This window comes from Sulfolobales archaeon (assembly GCA_038881635.1).
Taxonomy (GTDB): Archaea; Thermoproteota; Thermoprotei_A; order Sulfolobales; family AG1; genus WYEN01.
Map to the genome: position 1 here is coordinate 1 of JAVZPJ010000013.1, position 26,281 is coordinate 26,281.

General features: G+C 40.7%; 23 protein-coding genes and 2 tRNA genes. 17 read left to right on the forward strand and 8 right to left on the reverse strand.

What is annotated here, in order from left to right; genetic code table 11:
- The 9 genes from QXS89_06850 to nrfD form a co-directional block, all read left to right on the forward strand.
- Window positions 1-1,947, forward strand: a 1,947-nt coding sequence (locus QXS89_06850; GenBank protein ID MEM3831895.1) for an AMP-binding protein, incomplete at its 5' end; no start/stop codon positions are given.
- A gap of 104 nt (window positions 1,948-2,051) precedes the next feature.
- On the forward strand, window positions 2,052-2,678 hold the full coding sequence (gene hxlB / locus QXS89_06855; protein MEM3831896.1) for a 6-phospho-3-hexuloisomerase: 627 nt from the start codon (window positions 2,052-2,054) through the stop codon (window positions 2,676-2,678).
- Between the two features lie 59 nt (window positions 2,679-2,737).
- Window positions 2,738-3,004, forward strand: a complete 267-nt coding sequence (locus tag QXS89_06860; protein MEM3831897.1) for a MoaD/ThiS family protein — start codon at window positions 2,738-2,740, stop codon at window positions 3,002-3,004.
- Complete coding sequence (locus QXS89_06865; protein ID MEM3831898.1) at window positions 3,001-3,492, forward strand: molybdenum cofactor biosynthesis protein MoaE; 492 nt, start codon at window positions 3,001-3,003, stop codon at window positions 3,490-3,492. The genes QXS89_06860 and QXS89_06865 overlap by 4 nt, the downstream gene beginning before the upstream one ends.
- Window positions 3,428-4,255 carry an isopentenyl phosphate kinase gene (locus tag QXS89_06870; protein MEM3831899.1) on the forward strand — a complete coding sequence of 276 codons (828 nt, stop codon included), beginning with the start codon at window positions 3,428-3,430 and terminating at the stop codon, window positions 4,253-4,255. The genes QXS89_06865 and QXS89_06870 overlap by 65 nt, the downstream gene beginning before the upstream one ends.
- 19 nt (window positions 4,256-4,274) lie before the next feature.
- Entirely contained in the window at window positions 4,275-5,378 is a 1,104-nt protein-coding gene (gene fni, locus QXS89_06875) for a type 2 isopentenyl-diphosphate Delta-isomerase (GenBank protein MEM3831900.1), read from the forward strand.
- Window positions 5,379-5,844: 466 nt separating this feature from the next.
- Window positions 5,845-8,382: a molybdopterin-dependent oxidoreductase gene (locus QXS89_06880; protein MEM3831901.1), complete on the forward strand. Its 2,538-nt coding sequence runs from the start codon at window positions 5,845-5,847 to the stop codon at window positions 8,380-8,382.
- Window positions 8,379-8,951, forward strand: a complete 573-nt coding sequence (locus tag QXS89_06885; protein MEM3831902.1) for a 4Fe-4S dicluster domain-containing protein — start codon at window positions 8,379-8,381, stop codon at window positions 8,949-8,951. Before QXS89_06880 ends, QXS89_06885 begins: the two co-directional genes overlap by 4 nt.
- Entirely contained in the window at window positions 8,948-9,877 is a 930-nt protein-coding gene (gene nrfD, locus QXS89_06890) for an NrfD/PsrC family molybdoenzyme membrane anchor subunit (protein MEM3831903.1), read from the forward strand. Before QXS89_06885 ends, nrfD begins: the two co-directional genes overlap by 4 nt.
- A 64-nt stretch (window positions 9,878-9,941) precedes the next feature.
- On the opposite strand, the gene QXS89_06895 is transcribed toward nrfD, so the two are convergent.
- The 4 genes from QXS89_06895 to QXS89_06910 all read right to left on the reverse strand — a co-directional run bounded on the left by QXS89_06895 (window position 9,942) and on the right by QXS89_06910 (window position 12,636).
- Complete coding sequence (locus QXS89_06895) at window positions 9,942-10,976, reverse strand: DHH family phosphoesterase (GenBank protein MEM3831904.1); 1,035 nt, start codon at window positions 10,974-10,976, stop codon at window positions 9,942-9,944.
- The gene (locus QXS89_06900; GenBank protein ID MEM3831905.1) at window positions 10,924-11,283 is read right to left on the reverse strand and encodes a DUF3194 domain-containing protein; all 360 of its coding nucleotides are present in this window, start codon (window positions 11,281-11,283) and stop codon (window positions 10,924-10,926) included. Before QXS89_06900 ends, QXS89_06895 begins: the two co-directional genes overlap by 53 nt.
- Entirely contained in the window at window positions 11,255-11,629 is a 375-nt protein-coding gene (locus tag QXS89_06905) for a prefoldin subunit beta (protein ID MEM3831906.1), read from the reverse strand. The genes QXS89_06900 and QXS89_06905 overlap by 29 nt, the downstream gene beginning before the upstream one ends.
- Window positions 11,630-11,709: 80 nt before the next feature.
- Window positions 11,710-12,636 (reverse strand): metallophosphoesterase family protein, encoded by a 927-nt coding sequence (locus QXS89_06910; protein MEM3831907.1) that lies wholly within the window; start codon window positions 12,634-12,636, stop codon window positions 11,710-11,712.
- Window positions 12,637-12,914: 278 nt separating this feature from the next.
- On the opposite strand from QXS89_06910, the gene QXS89_06915 reads away from it, so the two are divergent.
- From QXS89_06915 to QXS89_06940, 6 genes are all read left to right on the forward strand, one after another.
- Window positions 12,915-13,145, forward strand: a complete 231-nt coding sequence (locus tag QXS89_06915; protein MEM3831908.1) for a hypothetical protein — start codon at window positions 12,915-12,917, stop codon at window positions 13,143-13,145.
- Between the two features lie 13 nt (window positions 13,146-13,158).
- On the forward strand, window positions 13,159-13,821 hold the full coding sequence (locus tag QXS89_06920) for a 2,5-diamino-6-(ribosylamino)-4(3H)-pyrimidinone 5'-phosphate reductase (GenBank protein ID MEM3831909.1): 663 nt from the start codon (window positions 13,159-13,161) through the stop codon (window positions 13,819-13,821).
- A 47-nt stretch (window positions 13,822-13,868) separates the two neighbouring features.
- A complete protein-coding gene (lpdA, locus tag QXS89_06925) occupies window positions 13,869-15,260 on the forward strand; it encodes a dihydrolipoyl dehydrogenase (protein ID MEM3831910.1) in 1,392 nt (463 codons plus the stop codon).
- A gap of 46 nt (window positions 15,261-15,306) precedes the next feature.
- Window positions 15,307-16,002: a hypothetical protein gene (locus tag QXS89_06930; protein MEM3831911.1), complete on the forward strand. Its 696-nt coding sequence runs from the start codon at window positions 15,307-15,309 to the stop codon at window positions 16,000-16,002.
- 204 nt (window positions 16,003-16,206) lie between these two features.
- The gene (locus QXS89_06935) at window positions 16,207-17,637 is read left to right on the forward strand and encodes an N-6 DNA methylase (GenBank protein ID MEM3831912.1); all 1,431 of its coding nucleotides are present in this window, start codon (window positions 16,207-16,209) and stop codon (window positions 17,635-17,637) included.
- A 114-nt stretch (window positions 17,638-17,751) separates the two neighbouring features.
- The gene (locus QXS89_06940) at window positions 17,752-18,957 is read left to right on the forward strand and encodes a radical SAM protein (GenBank protein ID MEM3831913.1); all 1,206 of its coding nucleotides are present in this window, start codon (window positions 17,752-17,754) and stop codon (window positions 18,955-18,957) included.
- A gap of 44 nt (window positions 18,958-19,001) precedes the next feature.
- Here QXS89_06940 and QXS89_06945 read toward each other — a convergent pair whose 3' ends face one another.
- The 4 genes from QXS89_06945 to QXS89_06960 all read right to left on the reverse strand — a co-directional run bounded on the left by QXS89_06945 (window position 19,002) and on the right by QXS89_06960 (window position 23,740).
- Window positions 19,002-20,723: an ABC transporter permease gene (locus tag QXS89_06945; protein ID MEM3831914.1), complete on the reverse strand. Its 1,722-nt coding sequence runs from the start codon at window positions 20,721-20,723 to the stop codon at window positions 19,002-19,004.
- A 7-nt stretch (window positions 20,724-20,730) separates the two neighbouring features.
- The gene (locus QXS89_06950) at window positions 20,731-21,702 is read right to left on the reverse strand and encodes an ABC transporter permease (protein ID MEM3831915.1); all 972 of its coding nucleotides are present in this window, start codon (window positions 21,700-21,702) and stop codon (window positions 20,731-20,733) included.
- 8 nt (window positions 21,703-21,710) lie between these two features.
- Window positions 21,711-23,471 carry an ABC transporter substrate-binding protein gene (locus QXS89_06955; GenBank protein MEM3831916.1) on the reverse strand — a complete coding sequence of 587 codons (1,761 nt, stop codon included), beginning with the start codon at window positions 23,469-23,471 and terminating at the stop codon, window positions 21,711-21,713.
- A 178-nt stretch (window positions 23,472-23,649) separates the two neighbouring features.
- A tRNA-Glu gene (locus QXS89_06960) sits at window positions 23,650-23,740 on the reverse strand.
- Window positions 23,741-24,650: 910 nt separating this feature from the next.
- Between QXS89_06960 and QXS89_06965 the strand changes: the two genes are divergently transcribed.
- Both QXS89_06965 and QXS89_06970 read left to right on the forward strand, forming a co-directional pair.
- Window positions 24,651-26,036, forward strand: coding sequence for a hypothetical protein (locus QXS89_06965; GenBank protein MEM3831917.1), 1,386 nt, complete (start codon window positions 24,651-24,653; stop codon window positions 26,034-26,036).
- A gap of 160 nt (window positions 26,037-26,196) precedes the next feature.
- Window positions 26,197-26,280 (forward strand) — tRNA-Ser (locus tag QXS89_06970).
- Window position 26,281 lies beyond the last annotated feature (1 nt).

The following is a 26,281-nucleotide window of genomic DNA, read 5'->3' on the forward strand; positions in this document are numbered from 1 at the left end:
TTTATATGGAATCCTCCTAGAGATCTTGTTGATCAGGCTAATGTGACAGAGCTTATTGAAAGCATGGGATTTAAGAGTTATAAAGACTTCGTGAAGAGAAGTATTGAGGATGTAAGATGGTTCTGGAGTCTTGCTCCTGAAATTCTCGAGATAGAATGGTTTAAACCCTATGAAGAGGTCTTAGACATTTCAAGAGGTGTTGAATGGGCTGAATGGTATGTGGGTGGGAGGATTAATGCATCATATAATGTTGTGGATAGAATTGTGAGGAAAGGTTATGGGAGTAAGACTGCTGTGATATGGATTGGCGAGGATAATTCTATTAGGAGTATGACTTATTCAGAGCTTGAGGATTCTGTGAAAAGATTCTCATCCTACCTCCTAGAATCAGGTGTTAGAGTAGGAGATGTTGTTGCCATATACGCTCCCATAATACCTGAATCTATTGTAGCTATGCTTGCGAGTATCAGGATCGGTGCTATAGCATCACCTATATTCTCAGGCTTCAGTCCTCAGGCTGTGGCTAGCAGGCTTAGAATTTCTAATTCAAAGATTCTTGTCACAGTAGACGGGTATTATAGAAGAGGTAGAGAAGTGGAGTTGAAGAAACAAGCTGATGAAGCTCTAAGACTTTCGGGAGTTGATGCTAGAGTTGTTGTTATAAGAAGAACAGGATCCGAGATACCTTGGATTGATGGAAGAGATGTGTTCTATCATGAGATTATGAGAAGATATGGGAGGAGTGACTATATAGCTGAGATGAATCCTAACGATCCCGCGTTGCTACTCTTCACATCTGGAACCATGGGATCTCCTAAAGGTGCTGTGATAAGCCACATAGGATCTATTATAAAACCTGGTTTAGAACACTTCATAAATCTAGATATGAAGAGTGAAGATAGATTATGGTGGATCACGGATCTAGGCTGGATGATGGGGCCTTGGCAGGTTCTAGGATCACAGCTTCTAGGAGCTTCAAATCTATCAATTGAAGGAGCTATAGATACTCCTCCAGATAGAGTGTGGAAGATTATAGAGGAGCACAGAGTCACACACCTAGGTTTTGCAGCTACTGCCGCGAGAATTCTGAAATCTCTCGGTGTGGAGAATGTTAGAAGGCATGATATATCAAGTCTCAGAGTTTTTGGAAACACTGGAGAACCTATAGATCCTGATACATGGATGTGGATCATGAGAGACGTAGGAGATCTCGAGAGACCAATGATAAACCTATCGGGAGGAACAGAAGTCTTCGGATGCATCCTCCTTCCAAGTGTTGTGGTCAGTCTCAAACCTTCAACCCTCTGGGGTCCTGCACCGGGTGTTGACGCTGATGTGTTTAATGAGAGTGGAGAGTCTGTTAGAGAGGGCGTGGGTTACTTAGTTGTTAAAAAACCCTTCCCATCGATGACCAGAGGTCTTTGGAGAGATCCTGAGAGATATATAGAGAGCTACTGGAGCAGGTTTAAAGGTGTGTGGTATCATGGAGATTGGGTTCAAATTGATTCAGATGGATACTGGTATATTCTAGGAAGAGCTGATGATGTTATAAAAGTTTCTGGAATGAGAGTTGGAGCTGCAGAGCTTGAGGGAATTCTTAACAAGCATGCCTATGTCGCTGAGAGTGCATGTGTAGGGGTTCCTCACGCGATTAGAGGTGAGGTTATCTATTGTTTTGTAAGGCTTAGGAGTAGAGAGTATTATGAGAAAGCTTCAGAGCTCGAAGTAGAACTTAAGAATCTGATCTCTAGCGAGCTTAGTAGAGTGTTTACTCCTGAGAAGATAATATTTGTAGAGGATCTTCCTAGAACTAGAAGTGGTAAGATTATGAGGAGAACTCTTAGATCAGTTGTTTTAGGAGGAGAAATGGGTGATATTACTACTCTAGAGAATCCTGAGTCTATAGAGAGTATTAAGAGAGTTCTTGAGAGAATGAAGATAATCTAGGGAGATCTTTAACTAAAAATGTTAAAGATCTAAAGAGATTTAAGAGAATCTAACCACTAGTAATTTAAATACGTGTTTTATCGATTTCTAATACTGGGATTTATTTGAGTTCTGCGAAGAACGACCCTATAGCTCTTGTTAAAGATGTTATGAGAGAGATATCAAGCTTCATAATGAAGTCTATAGACATGATCTCTGTAGATCAGGTGGAGAAAGCTGTGAAACTACTTGTAGACACTTACAATAGAGGTAAGATGGTTCTGGTAATGGGTGCGGGAAGAAGCGGGCTTATAGGAAGAGGATTTGCCATGAGATTAATGCACTTAGGCTTCAGAGTATATGTTCTCGGAGACACCATAGTACCTCCAGTTAGAGAGGGAGATCTTGTTATCGCTATAAGTGGTTCTGGGAGAACCAAGCTCATAGTCACAGCTGCTGAAGCTGCTAAGAGTGTTGGTGCTAAGATTCTCACAATAACATCTTTTCCAGAATCTCCTCTAGCTCAGATATCAGATGTGGTAGTGGTAGTTCCTGGAAGAACTAAGGTTTCTGCTGAAGAAGATTACTTCGCCAGACAGATCTTAGGTATTCACGAGCCTCTGGCACCTCTAGGAACCCTCTTCGAGGATACTACCATGGTGTTTCTAGACTCTCTAATAGTTAGACTGATGCAAGAACTTAATGTGTCTGAGAAGGATATGAGTAGAAGACATGCTAATATAGAGCTCTAGAGATAGCGAAGCTCATTATATAATCTCTTTTAACAGATTATTCTCAGGATGTGAGTGTGTTGAAGATTAAGATAAGACTCTACGCTGTTCTAAGAGATCTCTACGGCTCTTCAGAGGATCTCATTGAGGTGGAAGGAGATAGGATTTCTGTTAGAGATCTTCTCAGTAGAATATCTTCTAAGAATACCTCTCTAGAGGAGTTCATGAGAAGCAGAGGTGAAGGTATTATAGTGCTTGTAAACGGCTTGTACGCGCCTATGGATCAGTTTGTTAGAGAGGGTGACGTAGTAGACATACTACCACCAGCTTCGGGTGGAGTTTTTTGAATGATTATGCTGAGGGCTTATGTGATGAGTTTCAATTCTTCACGAGGGAAAATCCTCCTGATTTTAATAGGATACTTGGTAGTATTAGTAGGAATGCCTCTGAGAAGGGTTTGGGAGGTGTTGTGATCTATATTGGTGTTGTTAAGAATCCTGTTGAGGGTAGGATTGTTAAGAAACTAAGTTATGAAGTTTATGAAGAGTATACTCTGAGGAGATTCAGCGAGATAGCTAGAGATATCAAGAGTAGATACTCTGTGGAGTGTCTTAAGATATATCATGTTAAAGGAGATACTCTTCCGGGAGATATAGCTGTTATAATAGTAGCTCAGTCTATTGGTAGGAGAGGTGTTTTTGAGGCTGTAAGAGAAACTATTGACTTGGTTAAGCATACAACGGGGATCTGGAAGATTGAGGAGAGAGAAGATGGAGTCTTCTGGGTTCTTGGAGAGGGTGAGAGGATTTCGAGAAGAGGATCTGAGAACGTATAAGGTGGTGAAGCTAGGAGGTTCTCTTATAACGTACAAGGATAGACCTCTTGCTCTGAGAGAGGATATTCTGAGAAGCATATCTCGAGAGATTAAGATGGCGTGGGATGATGGGTTTAGAAGGATTCTTATCATACATGGTGGAGGGAGTTTCGGGCATTACATAGCTTCTAAGGTGATCTCTGAGAAGGGATTTATAGATCCTCAGGGTTTCTCCGATATAGCATGGTATATGAATGAGCTTAATAGAGAAGTTGTGAGAAGTCTCAGAGAACAAGGTCTGCCAGCTGTTCAGATATCCACTAGAGGAGTGGTTTATGAGAGAGGTGGTTCTCTGAATATTAACACAGATCTTATGAGAATGCTCATAGATTCAGGACTTCTACCAGTTCTCTTCGGAGATGTTATAATATGTGAGAAAGGCTTCAGGATAGTATCAGGAGACGAGCTGGCTTGGATTTCAGCTCTAGGTATAGGAGCTGAATGGGTTTTGTTTGCTTCAACTGTTGATGGAGTCTACGAGAAACCTCCTGAGAAGGGGGGAGGGAGTATTATAAGGGTTCTCAGGATCTCAAGAGATTTAAATGTAGAACTCGGAGGAGGGTTTGGAGTTGATGTTACTGGAGGTATGAGAACGAAGATTCTTAGTGGTAGGATTGCTCTTGAGAGAGGTGTGAGAGGATTTATATTCAATGGTTTGAAACCTGGTAATGTTTATAGAGCTATAGTAGGTTTACTAGATGAGGGGACGGTGATCGAGTATTAGCGAGACTAGAAATAGAAAGATCGAGCATATAGATATTGTTCTCAGCAGAAGAGTGAGAGGTCCTAGAACGACATGGCTTGAATACGTTCATTTAATTCACAACCCGGCACCAGAGATAGATTTTGAGGAGATCGATATATCAACAGAGTTTCTGGGGAAGAGACTTTCAGCACCTATTATAATAACGGGGATGACCGGAGGACATCCTAAGACACTTGAGATAAATGCCTCGCTAGCTGAGATCGCTGAGAGATATGGTATTGGCATGGGAGTGGGGTCTCAGAGAGCTGCTCTGGAAGATCCTTCTCTAGCTAGAACATTCTCTATTGTAAGAGAAAAAGCTCCTAAAACCTTGATTATTGCTAATCTAGGTGCAGCTCAGATCATAGGAGGGTACGGTCTTGATAAGATAATGAGAGCTATCGAGATGTTAGATGCTGATGCTATAGCGATCCATCTCAACCCAGCTCAAGAATCTATACAGCCAGAGGGAGAACCTTCTTACAGAGGTCTTGTGAAGAAGATTGAAGAACTTGTTAAGAGTCTTAACAAGCCTGTTATGATCAAGGAGACAGGCTGTGGTCTCAGCATGGAGAGTGTAGGGATTCTTAGAAGAGCTGGTGTAAGATACTTCGACGTATCAGGATCTGGAGGAACTAACTGGATTCTAGTTGAGATGTATAGAGCAGAGATGAAGGGTGACAGGCTTAAGAAATATCTTGCAGAAGATCTCTCGGAATGGGGTATTCCTACAGCAGCATCAGTGATAGAAACAAGATACTCGGCTCCAGATAGTTTTATAATAGGTAGTGGAGGTCTTAGAAACGGGGTTGACATTGCTAAGGTCATAGCTTTAGGAGCTGATATAGGAGGCATGGCATACCCCTTCCTCGAAGCATACTTCTCAAGAGACATAGATTTCTTCGTGAGAAGAGTGATACACGAGATAAGAGCAGTACTATTTCTAACAGGATCTAGAAATCTCAGAGAATTCATTCACCAACCAATAGTGATAAGAGGAAGTCTTAGAACATGGATGAAAGAGAGGAGTATTAGAAGAGATATCTATGAAAACATTAGAAAAACCAGAAGAGATTACAATGCCCGTAGAGGAGTTATCTAGAAGAACCTAAGCCGCGAGACAGTAGTAGTTCCTCTCAAGACTTCAACCTCACCGACCTCCTCCCCGCCCTAAAGGGCGAGGCTTTCAGAATTGTAAAACTATCTTTACAATCCCAGACATAATAAGCTATCTACCGAGAGGAGAAGCACTAGTTGAGATGTATAAAACGAAAAACCTCCCCTTACTCCTCAGTGCTCGATATGTGAGGTTTTGAGAGCATCTCCTGAACACCTCTAAATCTGATGAAAAGCCTGGTAATCGCAATAAAAGAGAGGACAGGTAATGACACAAGCTAATATATTGTAAGATCTGAATGATTGTCTAAGCTTCTAGCTGAGAGTATAATATGTCTAATCTCATGCTGAGAAAAATTTAAATATGTGTACATATAAGCAAAGTATGTATAGAAATATTTTTTAATTCTGAAACTATAATTATATTTGGAAAGGTGAATTTTAAATTGAGCATGGAGTCAAGAGATAATTCTATGCATAAAAGATCAGGTATAAGTAGAAGAGAATTTCTTCAGACACTAGCAGTAGCGGGTGTGGCGGGTGCTATAGTTCTAGGTTCTAGAAGTGTTCTAGAGAGTTCTAGAAAGGATCTGAGAAAGATATCTCTTCAGGAAGCTGGAAGTATTAGAGAGTTCTATAGCATATGTGGTGCTTGTGGAGCTGGTTGTGGGATTATTGTTGGAGTAGATGGAAGTGGTAATCTTCTGTATGTCACTGCAAATCCGAATCATCCTCAGAGGAGTATATGTGGTAGAGGTGCTACTGGTAAGTGGCTTTGGAATCACCCCTTGAGAATTAAGAAGCCTCTTAAGAGAGTTGGAGAAAGAGGTGAGGGAAGATTTGCTGAGGTTGAATGGTCTCAGGCTCTGGATGAGATCGCTTCAAAGCTTAGAGATATTATCAGCAGGTATGGAGCTAGATCTGTTGTTGTAACCAGGCATGATATTAGGATGTGGCTTCCTCTCTTCGGATATCTTCTTGGAACGCCTAATTTTGATATAGGTCATGAATCCACATGTCATGATGCTGGAACTGTTGCGAGGAGATGGGTTCTGGGTGCGGGAGGTCCTACATCTGTTGATCCTGATTATGAGAATTCTAGGTATCTTCTCTTCATAGGAAGAACTCCTGCAACTGCTTCTATGGGTGCTCTGAGTAGAGTTATGAAGAGTAGAGATCTGGGGTCTAAGATAGTTGTTGTAGATCCTAGGATGCCTGAGATAGGATATGCTAATAGCGAGTGGATCCCGATCATACCAGGTACTGATGCTGCATTCCTGTTATCAATGATGCATGTTATAATCTCAGAAAAACTCTACGACGAATCATTTCTAAAGAACTATACTAATGCACCATTTCTGATAAAACCTGATAAGAAACCTCTCACGGAAGCAGATCTAGTAGAGGGAGGAGATTCTAAGAAGTACATGATCTATGATAAGAATAGTAAGAGTTTTAAATCATACACCGAAAAAGGAGTAGATCCAGATCTAGAATATTCTGGAGAGGTAACTCTCAAAGACGGATCCAGAGTCTTCGTGAAGACAGCATTCATACTACTTAGAGAGAGAGCTTCAAAATACACTCCTGAAGAAGCTGAGAAGATAACAGGAGTACCAGCCGACACCATAAGGAGAATAGCAAGAGAATTCGCCACAGCCAGAGGTGTTGCCGACGACACATGGTATATGGCTAAAAACGGTAATGACATGGAGGTGGTAGCAGCAATATTGATTCTAAATGCTCTAGTAGGGAACATAGATAGAAGAGGAGGTCTTTGTTTTGCAGAATCAGCGAAACTTCCCGATGTATGCTGGGTTCAAGAGGGTTATGTGTTTACAACATTAGGTGTGAAGTTTGAGAGCGAGGCTTTGAAAGAGAAGAGAGTTGACAAGGTTCTCTATCCCGAGACAGTCTCAACCTTCGATGCTGTATTGGATGCTATACTCACTGAAAAACCCTATCCTATTAAGGCTCTCTTCGTTGTTGGGACTACCATATTCCAGAGAGATGTTAATCTAAATAAGGTTATGGATGCATTGAAGAAGCTGGAGCTTGTAGTAGTGATAGACTTCATAGCGCAGGATATAATGGATTGGGCTGATTATGTGCTGCCTTCGAGAATGTATCTCGAGAAAGAAGAGATATCAGTAGTTAAATGGACTCTCGATGCCGCGGTTCAGATGTCTACAGGACATGTAGAGCCTCCTAAAGGTGTTGATGCTAGAGATGAGCTCTGGATCCTCATGGAGATACTTAGAAGAATCTATCCTGAGAGAGCAGCATTAATAGGATATACTGAGGAATACTCGGATTATAGTAGGTTTAGCGAGTTCGAAGAGAAAATGAAGGACTCTCTAATCAAGGCTCTGGCAGCAAACTGGAATATCTCTCCAGATGATATTAGGAGAGAGCTTGAGAGTAAAGGCTATATGATTCTGAAGAAGAAGACATACGAGACAAGACCTTATAGAACAGCTCTAGCAACTCCTAGTGGTAGGGTTGAGATATACATGCTTAATGCTCTGAGATATAATCTAGATCCTCTGCCAGACTACTACCCACCACCAGCTTATACTCTTCCGAAAGCTCCCAACGAATTCTATCTCGTGAACGGGAAAGGTCCTCTAGTATCTGCTCAAGGAGCTCTAGCTTATCCGATGAAGTATGTTGGTGATAGAAGTGTTTGGATGAATCCTGAGGATGCTAAGAGACTAGGTATAAGAGATGGAGATCTTATAGAGCTTGAGGGTTTAGACAACGGCTATAAGATTGTTGCGAGAGTTAAGGTTACTAATAAAGTGAGGCAGGGAGTTCTCTACACCTATTCTTTCATGGGTCAGAGAACTTCTAGCATGATCAAGGCGTATGATGGCAGGTATAGTTTTCTCAGAGAAGGTGTTAATCCCAACTGGCTTGCTAAAGGATTTATAGCACCTATCATAGGTTCTGCAGCTACAAACTCTTCTGTGAGGGTGAGAAAGCTATGACCAGATATGCTCATCTCTGGGATGCTTCAAAATGTGTAGGATGTGCAGCATGTATAATAGAGTGCATCTCAGGAAATCATCCTGATATGATGGAGTCTGATAATAAGAGCTGGAATTGGGTTGCTTCTAATATAAGAAGAATAGAGGTAGAAGAATCTTTCAGAGCTAGAATTCTTCTTCTACAATGCCAGCATTGCGATGACCCTCCATGTGTTCACGCATGCCCTACGGGAGCCTCCTACATAGATAGATCTAATGGTCTTGTCAAGATAGATCCGGGGAAGTGTATAGGGTGTAGATACTGCGTTGTTGCATGCCCATATAATGCTAGATGGGTTCACCCTGTCACAGGTCTTCCTGAGAAGTGTATGGGTGAGACATGTCTCTACATTGTCGAGAAGCTCGGTGGAAAGCCTATATGTGTCTCTGTATGTCCTGCAGGAGCTAGAGACTTTGGAGACATAGATGATCCTAGTAGTAGCATCAGTCAGAGACTTCGTAGAAGTAGATTTGTTAGATTGCTAGAGTATAAAGGAACTGGTCCAAAGTTCTTCGTGGTGGTGGGATGATGCCTTCCGGAGAGCTTCTATCTGGAGTGCTCACTCAGACACAGGTTGCGGGATGGGAGTGGCTTATAGCAGTATTCCTATGGCTTGCAGGAATCTCAGGTATGGGATCTGTAGCATACTACTGGTATAGAAGAGCTTCGCTAGCATACACTCTTCTAATATCAATAGTTCTCGCACTAGTATTCGTTGTGGCAGATCTAACAAGACCTTGGAATGTCTTCAACGCTATAATAACAGCCATGCTCTCGGGAACGTATAACTGGAGTTCCTGGATGGCGTTAGGTATAGTACTTCTAGTAGTGCAGCTGATACTACTTCTAGCAATTTCTCTACATCATGCAGGTCTTGGAAGGATCAGAGGATTCAGCTGGATCTCTAGACTGGCTAGTTCAAATATATTCCTAGCCCTAGTAGGGTTCTCAGGATTCATGGTTACCATCTATAGCGGATTCCTAATATCGCAGGCTTCTGGAATAAGCCTCTGGAACACCGCTCTGATACCAGCTCTATGGATTGTGAGTGCTTCTGTGTGCTCGGTAGCATTGGTAGAGATATTCTCGATCTTTGACAGTTCTCGTGAACATGCTGAAGAGATGAAGAAGATTGGTGTGAGAATAGGACTTTCAATAGATCTATTCGAGCTATTCTTACTACTATCATTCATATATGTCTCTCTCACCTTCATAAGCCTAGGAGCCAGGCTCGGCGCTGAGATGATACTATATGGAGAGCTAGCTCCTATAACATGGATTGGAGTGATAGGTCTGGGCATTATATATCCAGCACTAGTCGGTGCCTACACAGTTATTTCTAAGAGATATGTGAAAGCTCTAATACTATCTGCAGCACTGCTAGCACTCATAGGAGCTCTTCTACTGAGATATGTGATACTAGCCGGAGGAGTCTACGAACCTCTATACATATAGATTTTTTAGGTTTCTAACAGTCTTCTTTTTAAACTTCTGATGAAGATTCTATTCTCAAAGAATCCTAGCTCTTGATCTCTTTAAGAGATCCCAGTTTTTCACCTAGGATTCTCAAAATCTCTGATTCTACAGTATTCAGATTAGAGATAGAGATTCTAGCCATGGCAGCTTTCGAATGACCTCCCCAGCTACCTCCTAATCTGCTGACAAGATCTCTTAAGAGGATCTCGTCAATACCTTTTTTATCACATAAAGAACCGCATCTTGAGATCACCCAGATCTCTTCTTTTCTCTCAGATATTATGAGAGATATATCACATCCAGCGCTCATGAGAAGACCTGCTGAAGCTCCTTCGTGAGCTCTTAATCTGCTTATGCATATTATAATTCCTTCTCTTGTCTCGAAGGCTTTAAGTCTCATCAAAGCTTTAATTCTCGCGATCTTCTCATCATATCTTAGATCTCTTTTGAGAAGTTTTAAAGATCTATGAAGACTACCTCCTTCTCTCATTATCTCTCTAACTATACTCTCGGTATCAACTCCCACGCTCTCTAGAAGATTCGTATCATATAGAATCGCTGAGAGAATTATATCTAGGATCTCTTGATCTCTTGGTAGAATCCCTCTAATGAGCAGAATCCTCGTTATTATCTCGGTTGTAGAAGAAGATCCAGGATCTAGTAAGTAGTAGAACCTCTCATTATCACTCCGCATATCCTCGCTAGTTATGTGATGATCTATTATGAAAATTCTTTTGAAAAGACTGCAATCAACACCACATCTCTCGCAAGACTGAGCATCTACTATGAATAAAACTCCTTCACCTGATATCTCTCTACACTCTCTCAGAATACCTCTGCTGGATGCTATCTCGAGAATTCTTCTAGCAAGACTATCAACTCCTCCTATGCTGAGGTAGCATATCTTATCTCCAGATAGGTTCTCTGAAATGCTTCTAAGAAGATATGAGAGAGCTACTGCTGAAGCTATGGAGTCTAGATCTGCGGATGGATGAGAGGTTATATATATTCTTATCTCTCCTCCTCTAAGTTCTCTCTCTATTTCTCTTAGAAAATCTTCTGATGATACTCTCTGCATCTCTATAACCTCTTTCTAGAGCTTCATCTATGAGTTTTAGAACTATCTCTCTCGAGATATCTTTCCTATGATAGATCTCGATATATGCTCTGAGCACAAGCTTCTCCCCGGCTTGTATAGATGTTTCTATGGCGTAGGCGTTTATAAGAGGTCTTAGAATACTTCTATCGATAGAAGTTCTTATACTTTCTTCGAAGACACTTATAATATCCTCAAGATCTTTCTCTGATAATATCTTCAGATCAAGATCTAGTACTATATCTTCTGAGAAAAATTCTCTATCCTCCACCTCTCCTCGCTGCTCCATAATACCTACCTATAATCTCATTGATCTTAGATTCGAGATTCTTGATCTCTGTGTTTAGAGAGGCCTCCTGCTTCTCGAGACTTTTAAGTCTGAGTTCTAGAAGATCTTTTTTATCGTTGAGATCCTTCTCAGCATCCTCCTTCGAAACCTTAACCAGAAGATGACCCGCAGCTTTGTAGACAGGAGCGTCTTGACTAACACTTTTTAAAACTTCAAGAGCTCTCTCAGCTTCTCTAAGCTGAGCTTGAACAACACTCTTCTCAGCAATAATCTGATTCAATTTGTTTCGAAGCTGTTGAAGTTTTAAAACATATTGCTGAAGCTCTGGAGGAAGTGTTTCAGCCATTCTAACGCCCTTGTAAATATCCGTGATGGAGATATATAAGCTCCTTCTCTTCTATGAGGATCATAATGTTTTTCAGCTTATCAGCTGATCTGTATGATCATCTCATCAATAAATCTGTTAAACTGATCTATATTTCCTAGATATGCTATGGCTGCAGAAGAATTATAATAAGGATCTCCTAGTCTTGAGAATAATGTCAGTACTCTTCCATCGTGATCCAGCATATACCCGTTCCAAGCCGGTTCATGACCTCTTACTATCGCTTTTAATCTTGTTTTCTCTAGAAATCTTCTAGTTATCCCCACACCCCAGAGATATCCTGCTCCTCTAGGATTTATAGTGTACTCGAGTTCTTCTTCACCTCTTAAAGGATCATTCCATAATATCTCTTCCAGAGTTCTACTATAGGGATCGTCTGCATCGAGAATACATGAGATATCTCTAGGACATTCATCTGTTGTAAACACTGGAATACCTCCATGTACGAAGAGAATAGATCCTTCTCTATATGCTGCGTAGGGCATTAGATCGAATATTTCTCTAGAGAGAGAATAGATCTTAGAACCCTCACTACTCCCATACCTGTATAAAAGGATCTGAGGAAAGTCATGGGGGTATGGTAGAAGATGTTCAGGTCCTTCATGATTTCCTCTTAAGATGATCACGTGATCTCTGTAGTAGATCTTTAGAAGAGATAATCCTATGAAAACCTCAACCTGTCTATAACCTCGATCCACATAATCTCCTAGAAAAACAACATAGCCTCTCTCATCAAGATGTCTTAGCAAATTGTATTCGTTCAAGATCTCTGCAAACGTATTAAAATCACCATGGAGATCTCCTACAGCATAGTATCTACCACCATCAAGTCTGACAAGTCCTTGAGGATTTTTCCTCGAGTTCTTCTCGCGAAGTAGAATCTCTCTAAATTCTTCTAATACTCTCGAGATCTCCTCATGAGATCTAACGATCCTGATAACCTCTTCTATAAAATCCGCTCCAGTCATTACCCTCCCTAGATATTCTATCTCTATGGATTGATATTATTTCACCTCAGCTTTCTTACTCTACTCTAATTCAAGATAGAGATTCAGTTCTCATGTAGATTTATACAGAGTGATCTTACCTTCTCATACTTGTTATCCTGCACCAGCTTCAGGATCCTTGTAATATTTTAAGAGGCTCAGTACAGCTCTCAAACCTTGTATACTCACGTGATTTGGAGTGGTTGCGTGGGTTGTTGAAGGAGTTAGTCTTAAGAGAATATCTCTTATAATAGCAGATTATAACAACTAAGGTGGGAGCTCGAATGGTTTCACATTCTCATGGTAGTGATCTCGGTAGAAAGCATGTGGTGTGGTGTATTAGAGAGAGATTTGAAAGATCTCAGCTTGACTATATAGATCTATACTATGCTCATGCACATGATCCAGGTATACCAGCTAGAAAACCTATACCAGTATTCCCAGATTTTATAGGATGGATCTATAATAGTAGTTCTCTGAAGATCTCCTAGAGGTGTTCGATAAATGCCTAGACCCTATGTTATAGTATTCACCACCGCTACTATTGATGGTAAGATTGCTTCTAGAACTAGGTTCAGTCAGCTGAGCTGTCCTGAGGATTTTAAGAGACTTCATGCGGCTAGGAAGGAGGCTGGAGCTGTTATGATTGGTGTTAACACTGCTAATATTGATGATCCTTCGCTACGGCTTAAGTATTTTGAGGGTGAGAATCCTGTGAGAATAGTGGTTGATGGAAGGCTTTCTATCAGAGAGGATCTCAGGCTTGTAAGAGATCTTATAGCTAGAACGATCATATTAACATCTGAGAAAGCTGATCCTGCCAAGATAGAGAGATTGAGATCTAGAGGTGTTGAGGTGTACGTGATAGAGTCTCAGAACCCTCCAAGAATAGATATGGAGAAAGCTCTTGAGAAACTATATGAGCTGGGGATTAGAAAAGTTCTGGTAGAAGGTGGCGGAGATCTTATATGGAGTCTTGTAAGTAGAGATCTTGTAGATGAGTTTAGAGTGACATACACAGGATATGTATTCGGCGGAAGAGATTCTGTATCTATAGTTGGTGGAGAGGGTTTTGCAACAACAGCTGAATCTCCAGAGTTTCATGTTGAGAGAGTTCTAATATGCTCCTGTGGTAGAGAGGTTCATATAATATTTAGAAGAAAATAAGTCTCAGATATAAAAGCTCTCCAGACTATTCAGAGAGGTGCTCTCTAATGGGTTTGAAATACGATGTTATAGTCATAGGAGGAGGACCTGGAGGGTATCCAGCTGCTATAAGAGCTTCACAACTTGGTAAGAGAGTTGCAATTGTTGAGGAGAGAAGAGGTTTTGGAGGTGAATGCACTCTCTTCGGATGTATACCTTCGAAGACTTTTATAAAATATGCTAATGTATTCTGGCATGCTAGGAATAGTGATTTCATACTAGGTAGAGAGAATGCTCAACCTGATTTTCCGAAGCTTATGGAGAAGGTTTCTCATATAGTCTCAAGCATTTCATCTGGTATAGAGCTTCTTCTGAAGAGCTATGGTGTAGAGATCCTTAGAGGGAGAGCTGTGATAGTTGACGAGCGTGTTGTAAGAGTTGAAGGTTTTGGAGATATTGAGAGTGAGAGGATTATAATAGCATCAGGTTCCGAACCTACGGCTCCGAAGAATATTTCTATAGATGGTGCTATCATTCTTGATAACAGATCTTTCTTTAGCTTGAGGAGGAAACCTTCTAGCATGATTGTTCTAGGCGGGGGGTATGTTGGTGTAGAGCTTTCAACTGCTATGGCTAAGCTTGGTGTGGAGATCTCAATCATCGAGATGATGCCTAACCTTCTGCCTGGAATGGATCTTGATGCTTCAAGAGCTATTGAGAGAAGACTTTCATCTCTTGGTGTGAGGATCTATAAGAATTGTGTTGTAAAAGATCTAAGGATGTCGGAAGCTGGAGTTGATGTAGAGCTATCATGTGGAGAGAGGATCTATGGAGAGAAGATGTTGGTTGCAACCGGTAGAAGACCTAGAGTAAGAGATCTAGGTGTTGAGAAGATCGGGGTTGAGATTGATGAGAGAGGTTTTATAAAGACCGATGATAGGCTTAGAACTTCTAATCCGAGGATTTACGCTTCAGGAGATGTTGCAGGACCTCCAATGCTTGCTCACAAAGCGTTCATCCAGGCGGTGGTTGCTGGAGAGAATGTATCAGGTCTTGATAGTGTTTATAGTAGGAGTGCTATACCTATGGTTGTCTTCTCAGATCCTGAGATAGCTCAGATTGGTATATCTGTTGAAGAAGCTAGATCTAGAGGTTTTAATCCTGTGTCTATCAGAATTCCTTTAGGAGGTGTTGCAAGAGCTTCTATAGAAGAGTCTGAAGACGGTTTTATAAAAATGATATATGATAATGATTCAAAGAAGATTCTAGGGTTTGTAATAGTTTCATCGAATGCTTCAGAGCTAGCTGGCGAGGCATCTCTAATTATAGAAAATGGAATGAGATTAGAAGATGTAGAGAAAGCTGTTCATCCTCATCCTACTATGTCTGAGGTGTTTAAAGAAGTTGTAGAGTACGCTCTTGGAAAGTCTACTCATTATATCATTAGAAAGAGGAGATAGATCCTTCTTCTAATATGCTTCAGAATTTTTAATCCAGGTGGTTTTCGTGGAGAAACTCTATATAGTGATTGCAGAAGCTTCTCTAGAGCTGGTTCCGGAAGAGATTCTTGGAGAAAGAGATATAATATCTTCGGCTAGGAGGAGAGGTGTTCCTCCCGAGAGAATGCTTCTCGACATATCATATCATTATCATTCTATGAGAAGACTTAGCAACTGGTTTAAGAGAGGAAGACCTGATCTAATACATACAACACTTCTAGTGATAGGTTCTTCTATCATCTGGAGAAGAGATCTCGCGAGAGTTGTTATAGAGACTAGACATGGTCTCGTGATCGTGAGAGAAGGTGTTAGAATCGTAAGACATTTCAATAGATTTGTAAGTCTTATGGAGCAGGTTCTTACAGAGGGTAAGGCTCCTCCTAATTCTGATCAGCCTCTTATATATCTTCTGAAGAGGGATCTCATAGATTTTATCAGAGAGCTAAACCCCGACCTTGGTGTTATAATGCATGAGAAGGGGTCTAGAGTTAGAATCAGAGATCTTGGGAGAATGATTTTATCAGCTAGAAGACCTTTAATCATTGTAGGAGGATTTCAGAGAGGAGATTTCTCAGAGAGAATACTCAAGCTGGAGTATCCTAAGATATCGATCTCAGAAGAAAATCTAGACACCTGGGCTGTCTTGTGTAAGATTCTATCATTCGTAGACGAAGCTCTAGAAGATTATTCTCCTCGGAAATGATATGAGAAGATTCATTTTAGTTCAGGTTTAGATCTTGATAAAAGACTTCTTCAGAATATTAATTGTTCTCAGGCTGTTTTCAGAACTGGGTGTTTCCACGTGATCTTCTAGGGATCTCTAATTTAAAAGTTTTAAAGATATTAGTTCTTAGATAGATAATTGAAGAAAGTTCAAACTGTGCTCAACGCTGATCAGGTTTTGCGTATGAGAGCTTCAGGGTCTGCTATGATGATGAGTGATAGTGTTAGAAAGATATATGGTGTTTTTGAAACTCCTACGTATATATTCAGAGGATATATACTTCCGAGGATTAGAGAGGTTCTCTACGATTATGTATGGGTTGATCTGTTTGCTGGTACTGGTAATTTGATTCTACCGATCCTAGAGAGTATTCCGATGAGAGAACGTCTAGAGTTTTTCGAGGAACGAATCTTTCTATATGATATCATGCCTGAGATGGTTGAGAAAGCTATTGAGAATGCTGTGAGAATGGGTATTCCTAGAAGACTTGCTGAGAGAAATATACAAGTTAGAGATACTCTGAAAAGCTATCCTAGAGAGGTTCTGGAGAAGGGTTTTCCTGTATACCATATTACGAATCCTCCTTATCTCTATATAGGCTATATAAGGAAGAATAGAGATTATCATGTCTGGCTTGATTATTTTAAGAATTCTAATGAAGGATATCAAGATCTTTATCAATTAGCTCTTGCAAATGATCTCAGGCATGGTATTAGGAGAATGGCTTATGTTATACCTACGAATTTCCTCTACGGAGCTTCAGTGTCTAATAAGATCAGAAGAGATCTTCTTCTATGGTATGAGATCAGAGAAGCTATAGTATTTGAGAAGAGGATCTTTGATTTCACAGGACAGCATGTTGGAGTATTCTTCTTCGAGAGGAAGGAACAGCCTTCTCATGATCTTCAGAAGTTTAAGTTGGTCAAGATCGGTAGAGAAGTTGTTGAGAGAGTTATAACGATCAAGCCTTCTAACATGTATAGAGCTGGTAGTGAGTTTTCGGAGTTTGTTGAGGGTTTCAGAGCGAGAAAACCTCTTAAGGTTAGTTTCTACCTCTTCCTCGAAGAGATCATGAGGAATCCTGGTAGTAATAAAGTGATTGTTGTTGATTCGAATAGATATGATAGGGTGAGAGGATATGCTAGAGAAGTGTTCTATGTTAATGATGAGCTTTTCAAGAGGATTAAGAGTAATATTCTCTTTGTGAAGACAATCGATGGAGTTAGAGAAGATGAGAAAGCCGGGATCTTCGTGATAAAAGAGGTTTTCAATGCTGATTGCATAGTGGTGTCTAGAAAACCCTATAGAACACATCCTATACATATATTCTTCCACCCGATGCTCTCGATAGAGGATCAGCTTCTGCTGAGAGATTATTTCAATCTAATGCTAAACTACTTCAGAGAAGTGACAGATAGCGGGTTCATGACAACATATAAGTACTCGGAAACTTCTTTCACGAGAAAATATCTTGGCTTAACTCAGGTTAGAAGACTTATTGAGACGTTTCCAATACTAGAACTAGATGAGAGGGGGAGAAATAGATTGAAAGAACTTATAGAGAGAAGAGATGTAAAAGGATTAATTGATACTCTAAAGAGCTTATCCACGTGATAAACAGAGATCTTGATCTTTAAAGGATTCAGTTCTTATAATCGTAGAATATGAATAGTTTCACTGTTTCTTCTCAATCTACTGCTACCTCTAGGAATAATTGATTTGAATCATATGTATACAGAAGATCTCTTTTTAAAACCTCAGAGACCTGTGACATATACTGGAGCTATGAGTAGATGTCTTCTATGTGGTTCTGATAGACTTGTCTCAGATTCTATAGGTGTCTGCGTAGAATGTCTTAGGAGAGATCCTGATAAAGCTCTTGCTATTGTTAGAAATCGTAGGATTAAGTGGAGGATCTCCGTAGACCTACCTCTCCACCCTCCAAGACATGATAAAGGTCTTAGATGTAGTGTATGTGTTAATGAGTGTGTTATTGGAGATGGTTTCAGAGGTTATTGTGGTGTTTGGATGAACTCTGGCGGTAGGATGAGAATGTTAGCAGGTTCTGGAAGAGTTCTAGCATACGCATACCTGGATCCTATTCCTACCAATTGTGTTGCCGCTCATATATGCCCTGGATCTACTGGTCTTGGCTATCCTGAGTATGCTTATACTCCTAAAGGTGAGTATGGTTATAGTAATCTAGCTGTGTTCATGGCGGGATGTTCTCTAGATTGTTTCTTCTGTCAGAATTGGGAGCATAAGACAGCTATCTCTGGTGGGAGGATTGATAGGAGTATTGTGAGAGAGATGAGTGTAGAAGAGCTTGTTGAGAGATCCTTGGATCCTAGGATTTCATGTGTATGTTATTTCGGAGGAGATCCTACCCCGAGCACTCCTATGCTTATACAAGCTTCTAGAGAGATTATTAGAAGAGCTCGCGAGAAGAATATGATTAAGAGAATATGCTGGGAGACTAATGGACTTGTAAACCCTCTTCTAATGAGAGAGATGGCTAGACTAAGTCTTGTTTCAGGAGGTATTGTTAAGATAGATTGGAAGGCTTGGACCCCCAGTGTTTATGAGGCTTTAACAGGAGTTGATGGGGAGAAGGCTTTGAAGAGACTTATGGAGAACGTGAGAGTAGTTCATGAGATCGGTAGGGAGAGAAGTTTGATCCCTCTTCTATTGGTGAGCATACTTCTAGTTCCAGGCTATGTAGATTCTGTGGAGGTGGATGGTGTGACAAGCTATATAGCAGAACTAGATCCGGAGACACCGGTTGTATTCCTAGCATTCCACCCAGATCATCTTATGAGAGACCTGCCACCAACAAGCTGGAAGCATATGAGAGAAGCTCTTAGAATAGCTGAGAAGAATGGTCTGAAGAAAATATATATAGGAAACATATGGCTTCTAGGAGATTACTACTAGCATCTCTACTGCTCATGCTTCTACTCCTGAGATCTGGGATGGCTCTAGATATTCTTCAGTCTCGGATTTGCCACAGGCTCGAATATTCTTGCTAGTGTGTAGAGTGAGAATGCTATAGCTCCTATGAAGAATCCCGGTGTGAGAAGCCACCATCCTATTCTCCAGGATCCTGTTATCATAGCTTGATTGAGTATTGATCCTAGCGTGAATATGTTTTGAGCTCCTACTCCTAAGAAGCTTAGAGTTGATTCAGCTAGTATGGCGTATACTACTACGTTTGCGAAATCAATCATTATTATGGGGAGTAATGCCGGTATTATGTATCTGATTATAATTCTCGTGTGAGATGCTCCCAAAGCTCTTGCACTCTCGATCATGGGTGTAGATGATATTGATATAACCTGGGATCTTATGATTCTCGCCGTGGTTCTCCATATGAGTAGTGATATTGCTAGCACCACTGTTTCCAGTCCAGGTCTTAGGATTAGCGCTAGAAGTATTGCGAATGGTTCGAGAGGTATTGAGTACATGAAGTTTATAATAGAGTTAAGAATAAGATCCGCTCTTCCTCTGAAATACCCTGCAACAATTCCTACGCCAGCTCCTATGAATAGAACTATTAGAGCTACTAGAAGAGCTATTGCAAGCGACATTCTAACTCCTATCATTATCTGCGCGAGAAGATCTCTCCCTAGATAATCTGTGCCTAGAGGATGTGAGAGCGAGGGTGGTTTTAACTGCATCGCGTATACTCCGTATGCTACTACATATAGATCCTCTTTAGAGCTGTAGAGCTTCATTGAGTTTCTTATATCAAAAGAATAGATCGAGTGAGATTCCTGATCAGGGTATATGATTATTATGCTACCTCCGCTACCTAGAACCGCTATACTATTTCTATAGCGTACAGCGCTCACAAGATCTTCTACAACTCCCGTGTTTATCATGCTAAAGTTTTCTAGATCCTTATCTGAATAAGCTATGAAGCCGAATCTACCTAGTATATAGATCCTGTCACTGCTACAGTAGACATATCTTATATCATCTGTGAATGGTCTTGAGATCACAAGTTCTCTTTTATAGAGATCATATGATGCAATCCATCCTTTCAGACCTCCTAGAATAACATATCTATCCCAGCATATCTCAGCAGTAGAAACGTTAATCCTCGGATTAATTTTCTCAATACTTCTACTACTTATATTGATCAGAGCTATCCCGCCTGTTTCTAATCTTAGAATTATGAGATCTCCTCCGGAGAAGAGTATTTGAGATTCTCTACTTATGCCTAGATTACCTGGGATCTCTAGATCTTCTCTCCATTCTCCTTGTAATGAGGAGATCCTTATCCTCCCTCCTATAATCTCTAGAAGAGCTATATCTCCATCTAGAGAGATCAAGCCTATGAAACTACTTGGATCAGCTCTCGCAATTTTCTCGGAAGCTCCTCTAGACAGATCTATCATATATATATCATACTTTGAATCTACTATGTAGAGAGTTTTATCACTATATAGAATGCTCTTCAACTCCTCAGGTTCTGAATAATAGATCTCTTTATAGGTTCTTTCATCTAATGATACGTTGTATACTCTGATCTGATAGGAGTAGATAGTCTGGTAAGGATCTACTCTATATATTAGAGGACCTGCTAAGCCGAAGATCGCTAGCGATAGAAGTATTATAAGACTTATCATACCTGCTCTATCCGATCTTATTACATTCATGAATTCTCTAATCCATGGACCATGAAATCTTTTTTCCATGGTATCTTCAACCTCTTCTAATCCTCGGATCCAGGTATGAGTATAGTATGTCTATGAAGCTGTTTATAAAGAGTATTGCAAGAGTCATTATAGCGAATATACCCTGAGCCAGGGGATAGTCTAGATTGTTAAATGCTATAACAATCTCTCTACCTATCCCAGGCCATGAGAATACTGTCTCGAATGCTACGGATCCTGCGAATGCGAAGCCTATGGATATCCCATATTGAGTGACTAGAGGTAGGATACTTGCTCTTGAAACCTCTCTGAGAATCTTCTTCTCACCGAATCCTACAGCTCTCATCGTGGTCACAAAATCCTCTCCTAAGACTGTTATCATCGAGGATCTCATTAGAAGTGCCGGGGATGTTGTTATGTATGCTGTGAGTACTGAGTAGGGTAGTATCCAGTGCCATAGGAAATCGAGACTTAAGATCTTCTCAAAGAAATTCGATGCATCGTAAGGAGGTGTTCTCATACCTCCTGAGGGTAGTATGCCCAGCCATACGGAGAATACTATTATAGAGATCAACCCAATCCAGAATAATGGGAATGAACTTAGAAGACTGAAGATTGTTATAAGAGATCTCTCTAGAAATCCTCCTCTTCTCCACGCCATGAGACTTCCTATGTATCTTGATATCATGAATGCTGTGACTACGGCTGGTATGAATAGTATTAGAGTATTGAGAAGTCTATCAAATATCACAGAAGATACCGGAGTTTTATAGTAGAATGAATACCCCATATCACCTCTTAAGAAGTTGATTATATAGAGAAGATACTGTTCGTAGAGAGGTTTATCTAGTCCAAAACTTCTTCTTATGATCTCTCTCTCCTCAGGTCCTAAACCTTCTCTCAAGTATATTACCGTGGGGTCGGGGAATGAGAGTCTGAATAGGAAGAATTGGAATGTGAGAACTGCGAGAAAAATTAATAATATCAAGCTTATCCTGCTTAGAATCTTCGTGATCAGTATTCTCCCACCTACGGATCTTCTTGTTTCTTTATTGTATAGTTCTCAGGATAGTATATTCTCCCACTCTCATCCCAAGCGAATCCTGCCTTGGCTAGAAGCTCTCTAGCTTTAGTAAGATTATACTCGTAGGTAGGCACATCAGGATTATGCCAGAAGGCATTGACAGGAGCTATTATATAGCCTTTCTCACCATATCCTCTTAAGATGACATTTATTATATAATCATATGGGACTGCGTATAGTAGTGCTTGTCTTACTTCTTTCAAATCGAATGGAGATCTTCTCACATTGAACATGAGATCTGCTGGTAGTGCAAAGCTTCTGGCTGTCACCACTGTTATGTAATTATATTTCTTAAGAAGATCTGCGTGAGAAGGTAGTAGTCCTACTGCTGTCATATCGATCTCTCTATTGATCAGAGCATTTACAATCCCATCTAGACTTCCGTATATTCTAATGATAAGTTTTGAAACCTTCATCGGAGGAACTGTGAAGTTTCCTATCACAATACCATTGTATGCGAAGTGTTCGGGAGCTGCTTCTAGAGATATATATTCTTTCTTAACCCATACAGGGTTTTTGAAGGGTCCGCTCCCTACTCTTAGAACTTTATCGAGTTGCTCTGGTGTGAGGGATCTAGGGTCTGTTATATTCTCCCACACATGTTTTGGGAGTATCGGTATCATGTAGAGTGTGTTTGTTAGGAATGTTGCATCAGGTTTTTTAAGTATGAATCTTATCGTGTAGTTGTCTAGCTTGATCACTTCTTGGATGTTGACATAGTATGGTCTGAAATAAGCGTACTGGATCTTCATATAGTAGTTGTATGTGAAGACAACATCATCAGCTGTTATAGGTGTTCCGTCATGAAATCTAGCATTGTTTCTAATTCTCACATCTACTACTGTGTTGTTAACCACGTTAATACTCTCAGCAAGCCATGGTATGATTCTTCCATCAGGTCCTAGTCTTACAAGACTGTCGTACACTAGCTTCAGTATATTCCATGAGAATATAAGTGTTGAGACTGCTGGATTCAGTATATCAGGCTCTGTGTTGGAGCCGTAGATCAGATCTTGTTTTTCTCCTTTCACGGGTGTTATGAAGTAAGGCTGCCATTCGTTGAATAGAGGAGCTCCAGGCATTTGAAATGGGTTCTCCCACTTCTGATTATTATATGCTGCGATTATGAATTGATGATAGAGGTTATATCTCGGTGCTTCTTCGAAGAATATTTGCTGGAGCTGGAATACTATTTCTCTTCTTTTGTTCAGATCCATAGTCTCTCTCTGAAGCTCGTATAATCTATCGTATTCCGGATTTGAATATCCCGTAGGATTATTAGCGCCGCTACCCTTGGTTCCTATCTCTCCTGTTGTTATAAGTCCTAAGAATAGATTCGGGTCTAGCCTGTCTACTCTCGCACCCCATCCGAATACGCATACATCGAAGTTCCACTCGTAGTAGCATGTTTTATCAACTTGAGAGCTTTCCATGCCTATAACCTCTACATCGAATCCTAGCTTCCTCCATTCACTGGCCATAGCCTGAACCGCAGCCCATCTAACGGGATCTTCTGCTTCCGTAGTTGTTATGATAGTGATCTTCTGAACAGGAATTCTAGCTCTAGTTGTCTCAGAGATCTGAGGCTTGCTGAGCATTATATTATAAAGATATAGAGATGCGATCCCTACCACTATCAAGACTAAGACTAAAGCTATCAAGCTTAATCTTCCCAAACCAATTCTCCAAACCAGATCTTGAGTCATTTAAGGTCTCCGCTCTTCATTTGAAAAACCATGTATAAGCTTTACTCGAATAATATTGAGATCCTAGAATAAAAATTATTCGATGTAAAGCAAGCATCAGAATATAATTCTATAGATCCTGATTAAATAATAATCATGATAGAGAAAACAAGATCCAGAAGCAGAGTAGAGAAGAACATGCCGCGGCCGGGATTTGAACCCGGGTCACGGGCTTTCCACGCATAGAGCTCGAAAGGCCCGCATACTTGACCGGGCTATACTACCGCGGCCCCTGAATAATATATCTCTATAGGATTTTAAGCATAAACAATAACTCTCACATTCACATCTCAATAAACATCTCTACAAACTAGATCTCTCTTCACAAGCAAAACCCTCGCTCTCTGCGGAAGCCGGCAACAGCTGAAACATTTTGGAGGCAGATGATTAGGAGAGCTTCTCCAAGCATCTAATGTATTCAAGAGAATACGCTCCGGCATGGAAGCTGTTATGCAGATGGCAAGTATTATTCTAATTTAACTTCGAGGAGCTTCTCTAGTTCTGCATGCGATCCTTCTTAGCATTTACTACAATTAGTAGCGTGCAGGGGTTCAGCTCTTATATAGAGATTATGTGTGGAGGCTAATAGATCCAGGAACAGATAAGTATACAGAGGTAGCAGCATTAAGAGGATCTGGAGGGTACTTTATAAGAGTTAAGAGAAAATCTAAGGATTGAAGCGCCGGTGCAGGCATGCTTACTACTTAGATCTAGTTCTCTACAAGCACTAGCCCAAATACTCGACCTCATGAGTAGGAAAGCTCTATAATAAATATTCTCAGATAACGCAAGAACCCACAGTATATATCTTAAGAGAAGCACCAGAAATAATACTAAGGAATTAGGTTTAATACGCAATAGTATGCTTCTTTCAGATCTTCGCTCATCGGCTTAGATCACTATCTAATCCTTAAGGATCGACGCATTCGAAGAGGTGATTTTAGAGGCTATGGTCTTAGGAATCTGTGTATATCCGAGAATGAGTATAAATTAAAAAGAATTCGTATAGAGGGTTTAAAATATGAAGAAAACTTTAAGAGGGTTCAGAGAAAAATTGGTAGGATAGTTTTTAAACCTGTAACTTGTTGAGGGGAAAGCTTATATACTTCTTTTCAACTGAAGCAATTGGTGTAAATTTTTGTGAGATTGCTTAGGGGAGTTTTGTATATATTATTTGCATTAATCATCATAGCGATCGTGATAGCATTCGTTATCTCCCCTATCTTCCAGGCCAATGATATAGGCACTTCCATGTTTAAGGCTGATCTGAGAGTTTTTTCGGAGAAGATTTCACTCTACTATGTAGAGTACTTACCACCGGGATTCATGAGACTTTTAAGGAGTGTAGGTCTTGATGAGGCTGTGAAGCAGCTGGACTTTGACAAGGTTAAGCTCGAGAGATCTCTGGTGTTTGTTCATTCAGAGAAGGTTGTGAAGAACTTGCCCATGTATACTGAGTTGTTAGTAAAGCTTTTAAGCACCTGCAAAAAATGTGCTGTAGCGTACTTGAACATGGATCCTAAGATAGGAGGATTTGAGGCTGTAGACTCGTATTCGGCTATTCTTAAAGCTCTAGGTTATATTGGAGTTGAACCTATTACTCCTCTCAACCCCGATCAGCCTATAAACAATGATAAGCTTGGAGTAGGGCTTATTCACCCAGTATTCAAAAATGCTGATATGATCGTGTTCACAGCTGATCCTCCTGGGTTAGTAGTTGTTGAAACTCTCAGCATTAAGGACTTTCACAGAGTACTTGGTGCTGTACTAGAATGGAGTGGGTTATTACCTGAGAACGAGATTCCACCTGAGGCGCGTATAACGCATCAGAGTATAATCTCAGGACCTACTAACATGGTGTTACTAGGGTACATAGGATGGATCACGAATTCAACCTATGGAAGAGTCTGCGGTGAGGAGACCGGTAGGCAGTACGTCTACACTGGATATTATTATGGCAATGTCACAGCTGCAACCGGAGTTTTGTATCATGTGTGGTATGTATACACATTGCATGCAGGTGTAGGATTTAGAACAACATGTTTCTGGCTATCTTTCAACCATTATCCTAAGTTCTTTGAAACAACCATACACTGGCGAACTGATACATGGCCTGGTCAGGTTCTAGATGACTGGCAACCTAAGAACGTAGGTTCAGCTCGTACAATACAATACTCGATGACAGCTAGTGGAGGTATGCAGGTATCTGTATCCTACAGCACAGGCTTTATCGAGCCTTATGCTCCATACTTCGTTGTAATGGATTACACAGACCCTGGCATGGGTAGGGTTAGGATAAGACACCAGGTTGAGATAGGTGGTTTTAGTGAAAGCAGTTTAAACAATGTAGTGTTTGCTGTAGAGCCAAGCTCCTTCGGATTCCTTGATCCAAATAAACCAGGCGGGGTCATGCCAATGATAATATACCAATCATTCTACATGGAGCTGAACACGAGAGACAGTATAAATATCATGTTCCAGGTAAGTCTTCGGAATACAGGCTACAGCTGGTGGTCTTCATCCTAAGCATGCTACTACTCCACATGAATCTTGCACCCACGCGAGTTCATGAGTAACCGTTGAAACCAGCAACATAAGCCTGCATAGCTCCTATGAACACTAAATCAGGAGGAAACAAATATAGACACCTCAATCTTTAAAAACGCTCCAGAATAATTTTATAAGGGCCGGGGTCGCCTAGCCTGGTAGGGCGCCGGCCTGCTAAGCCGGTGGGGGAAACCCCGCGCGGGTTCAAATCCCGCCCCCGGCGC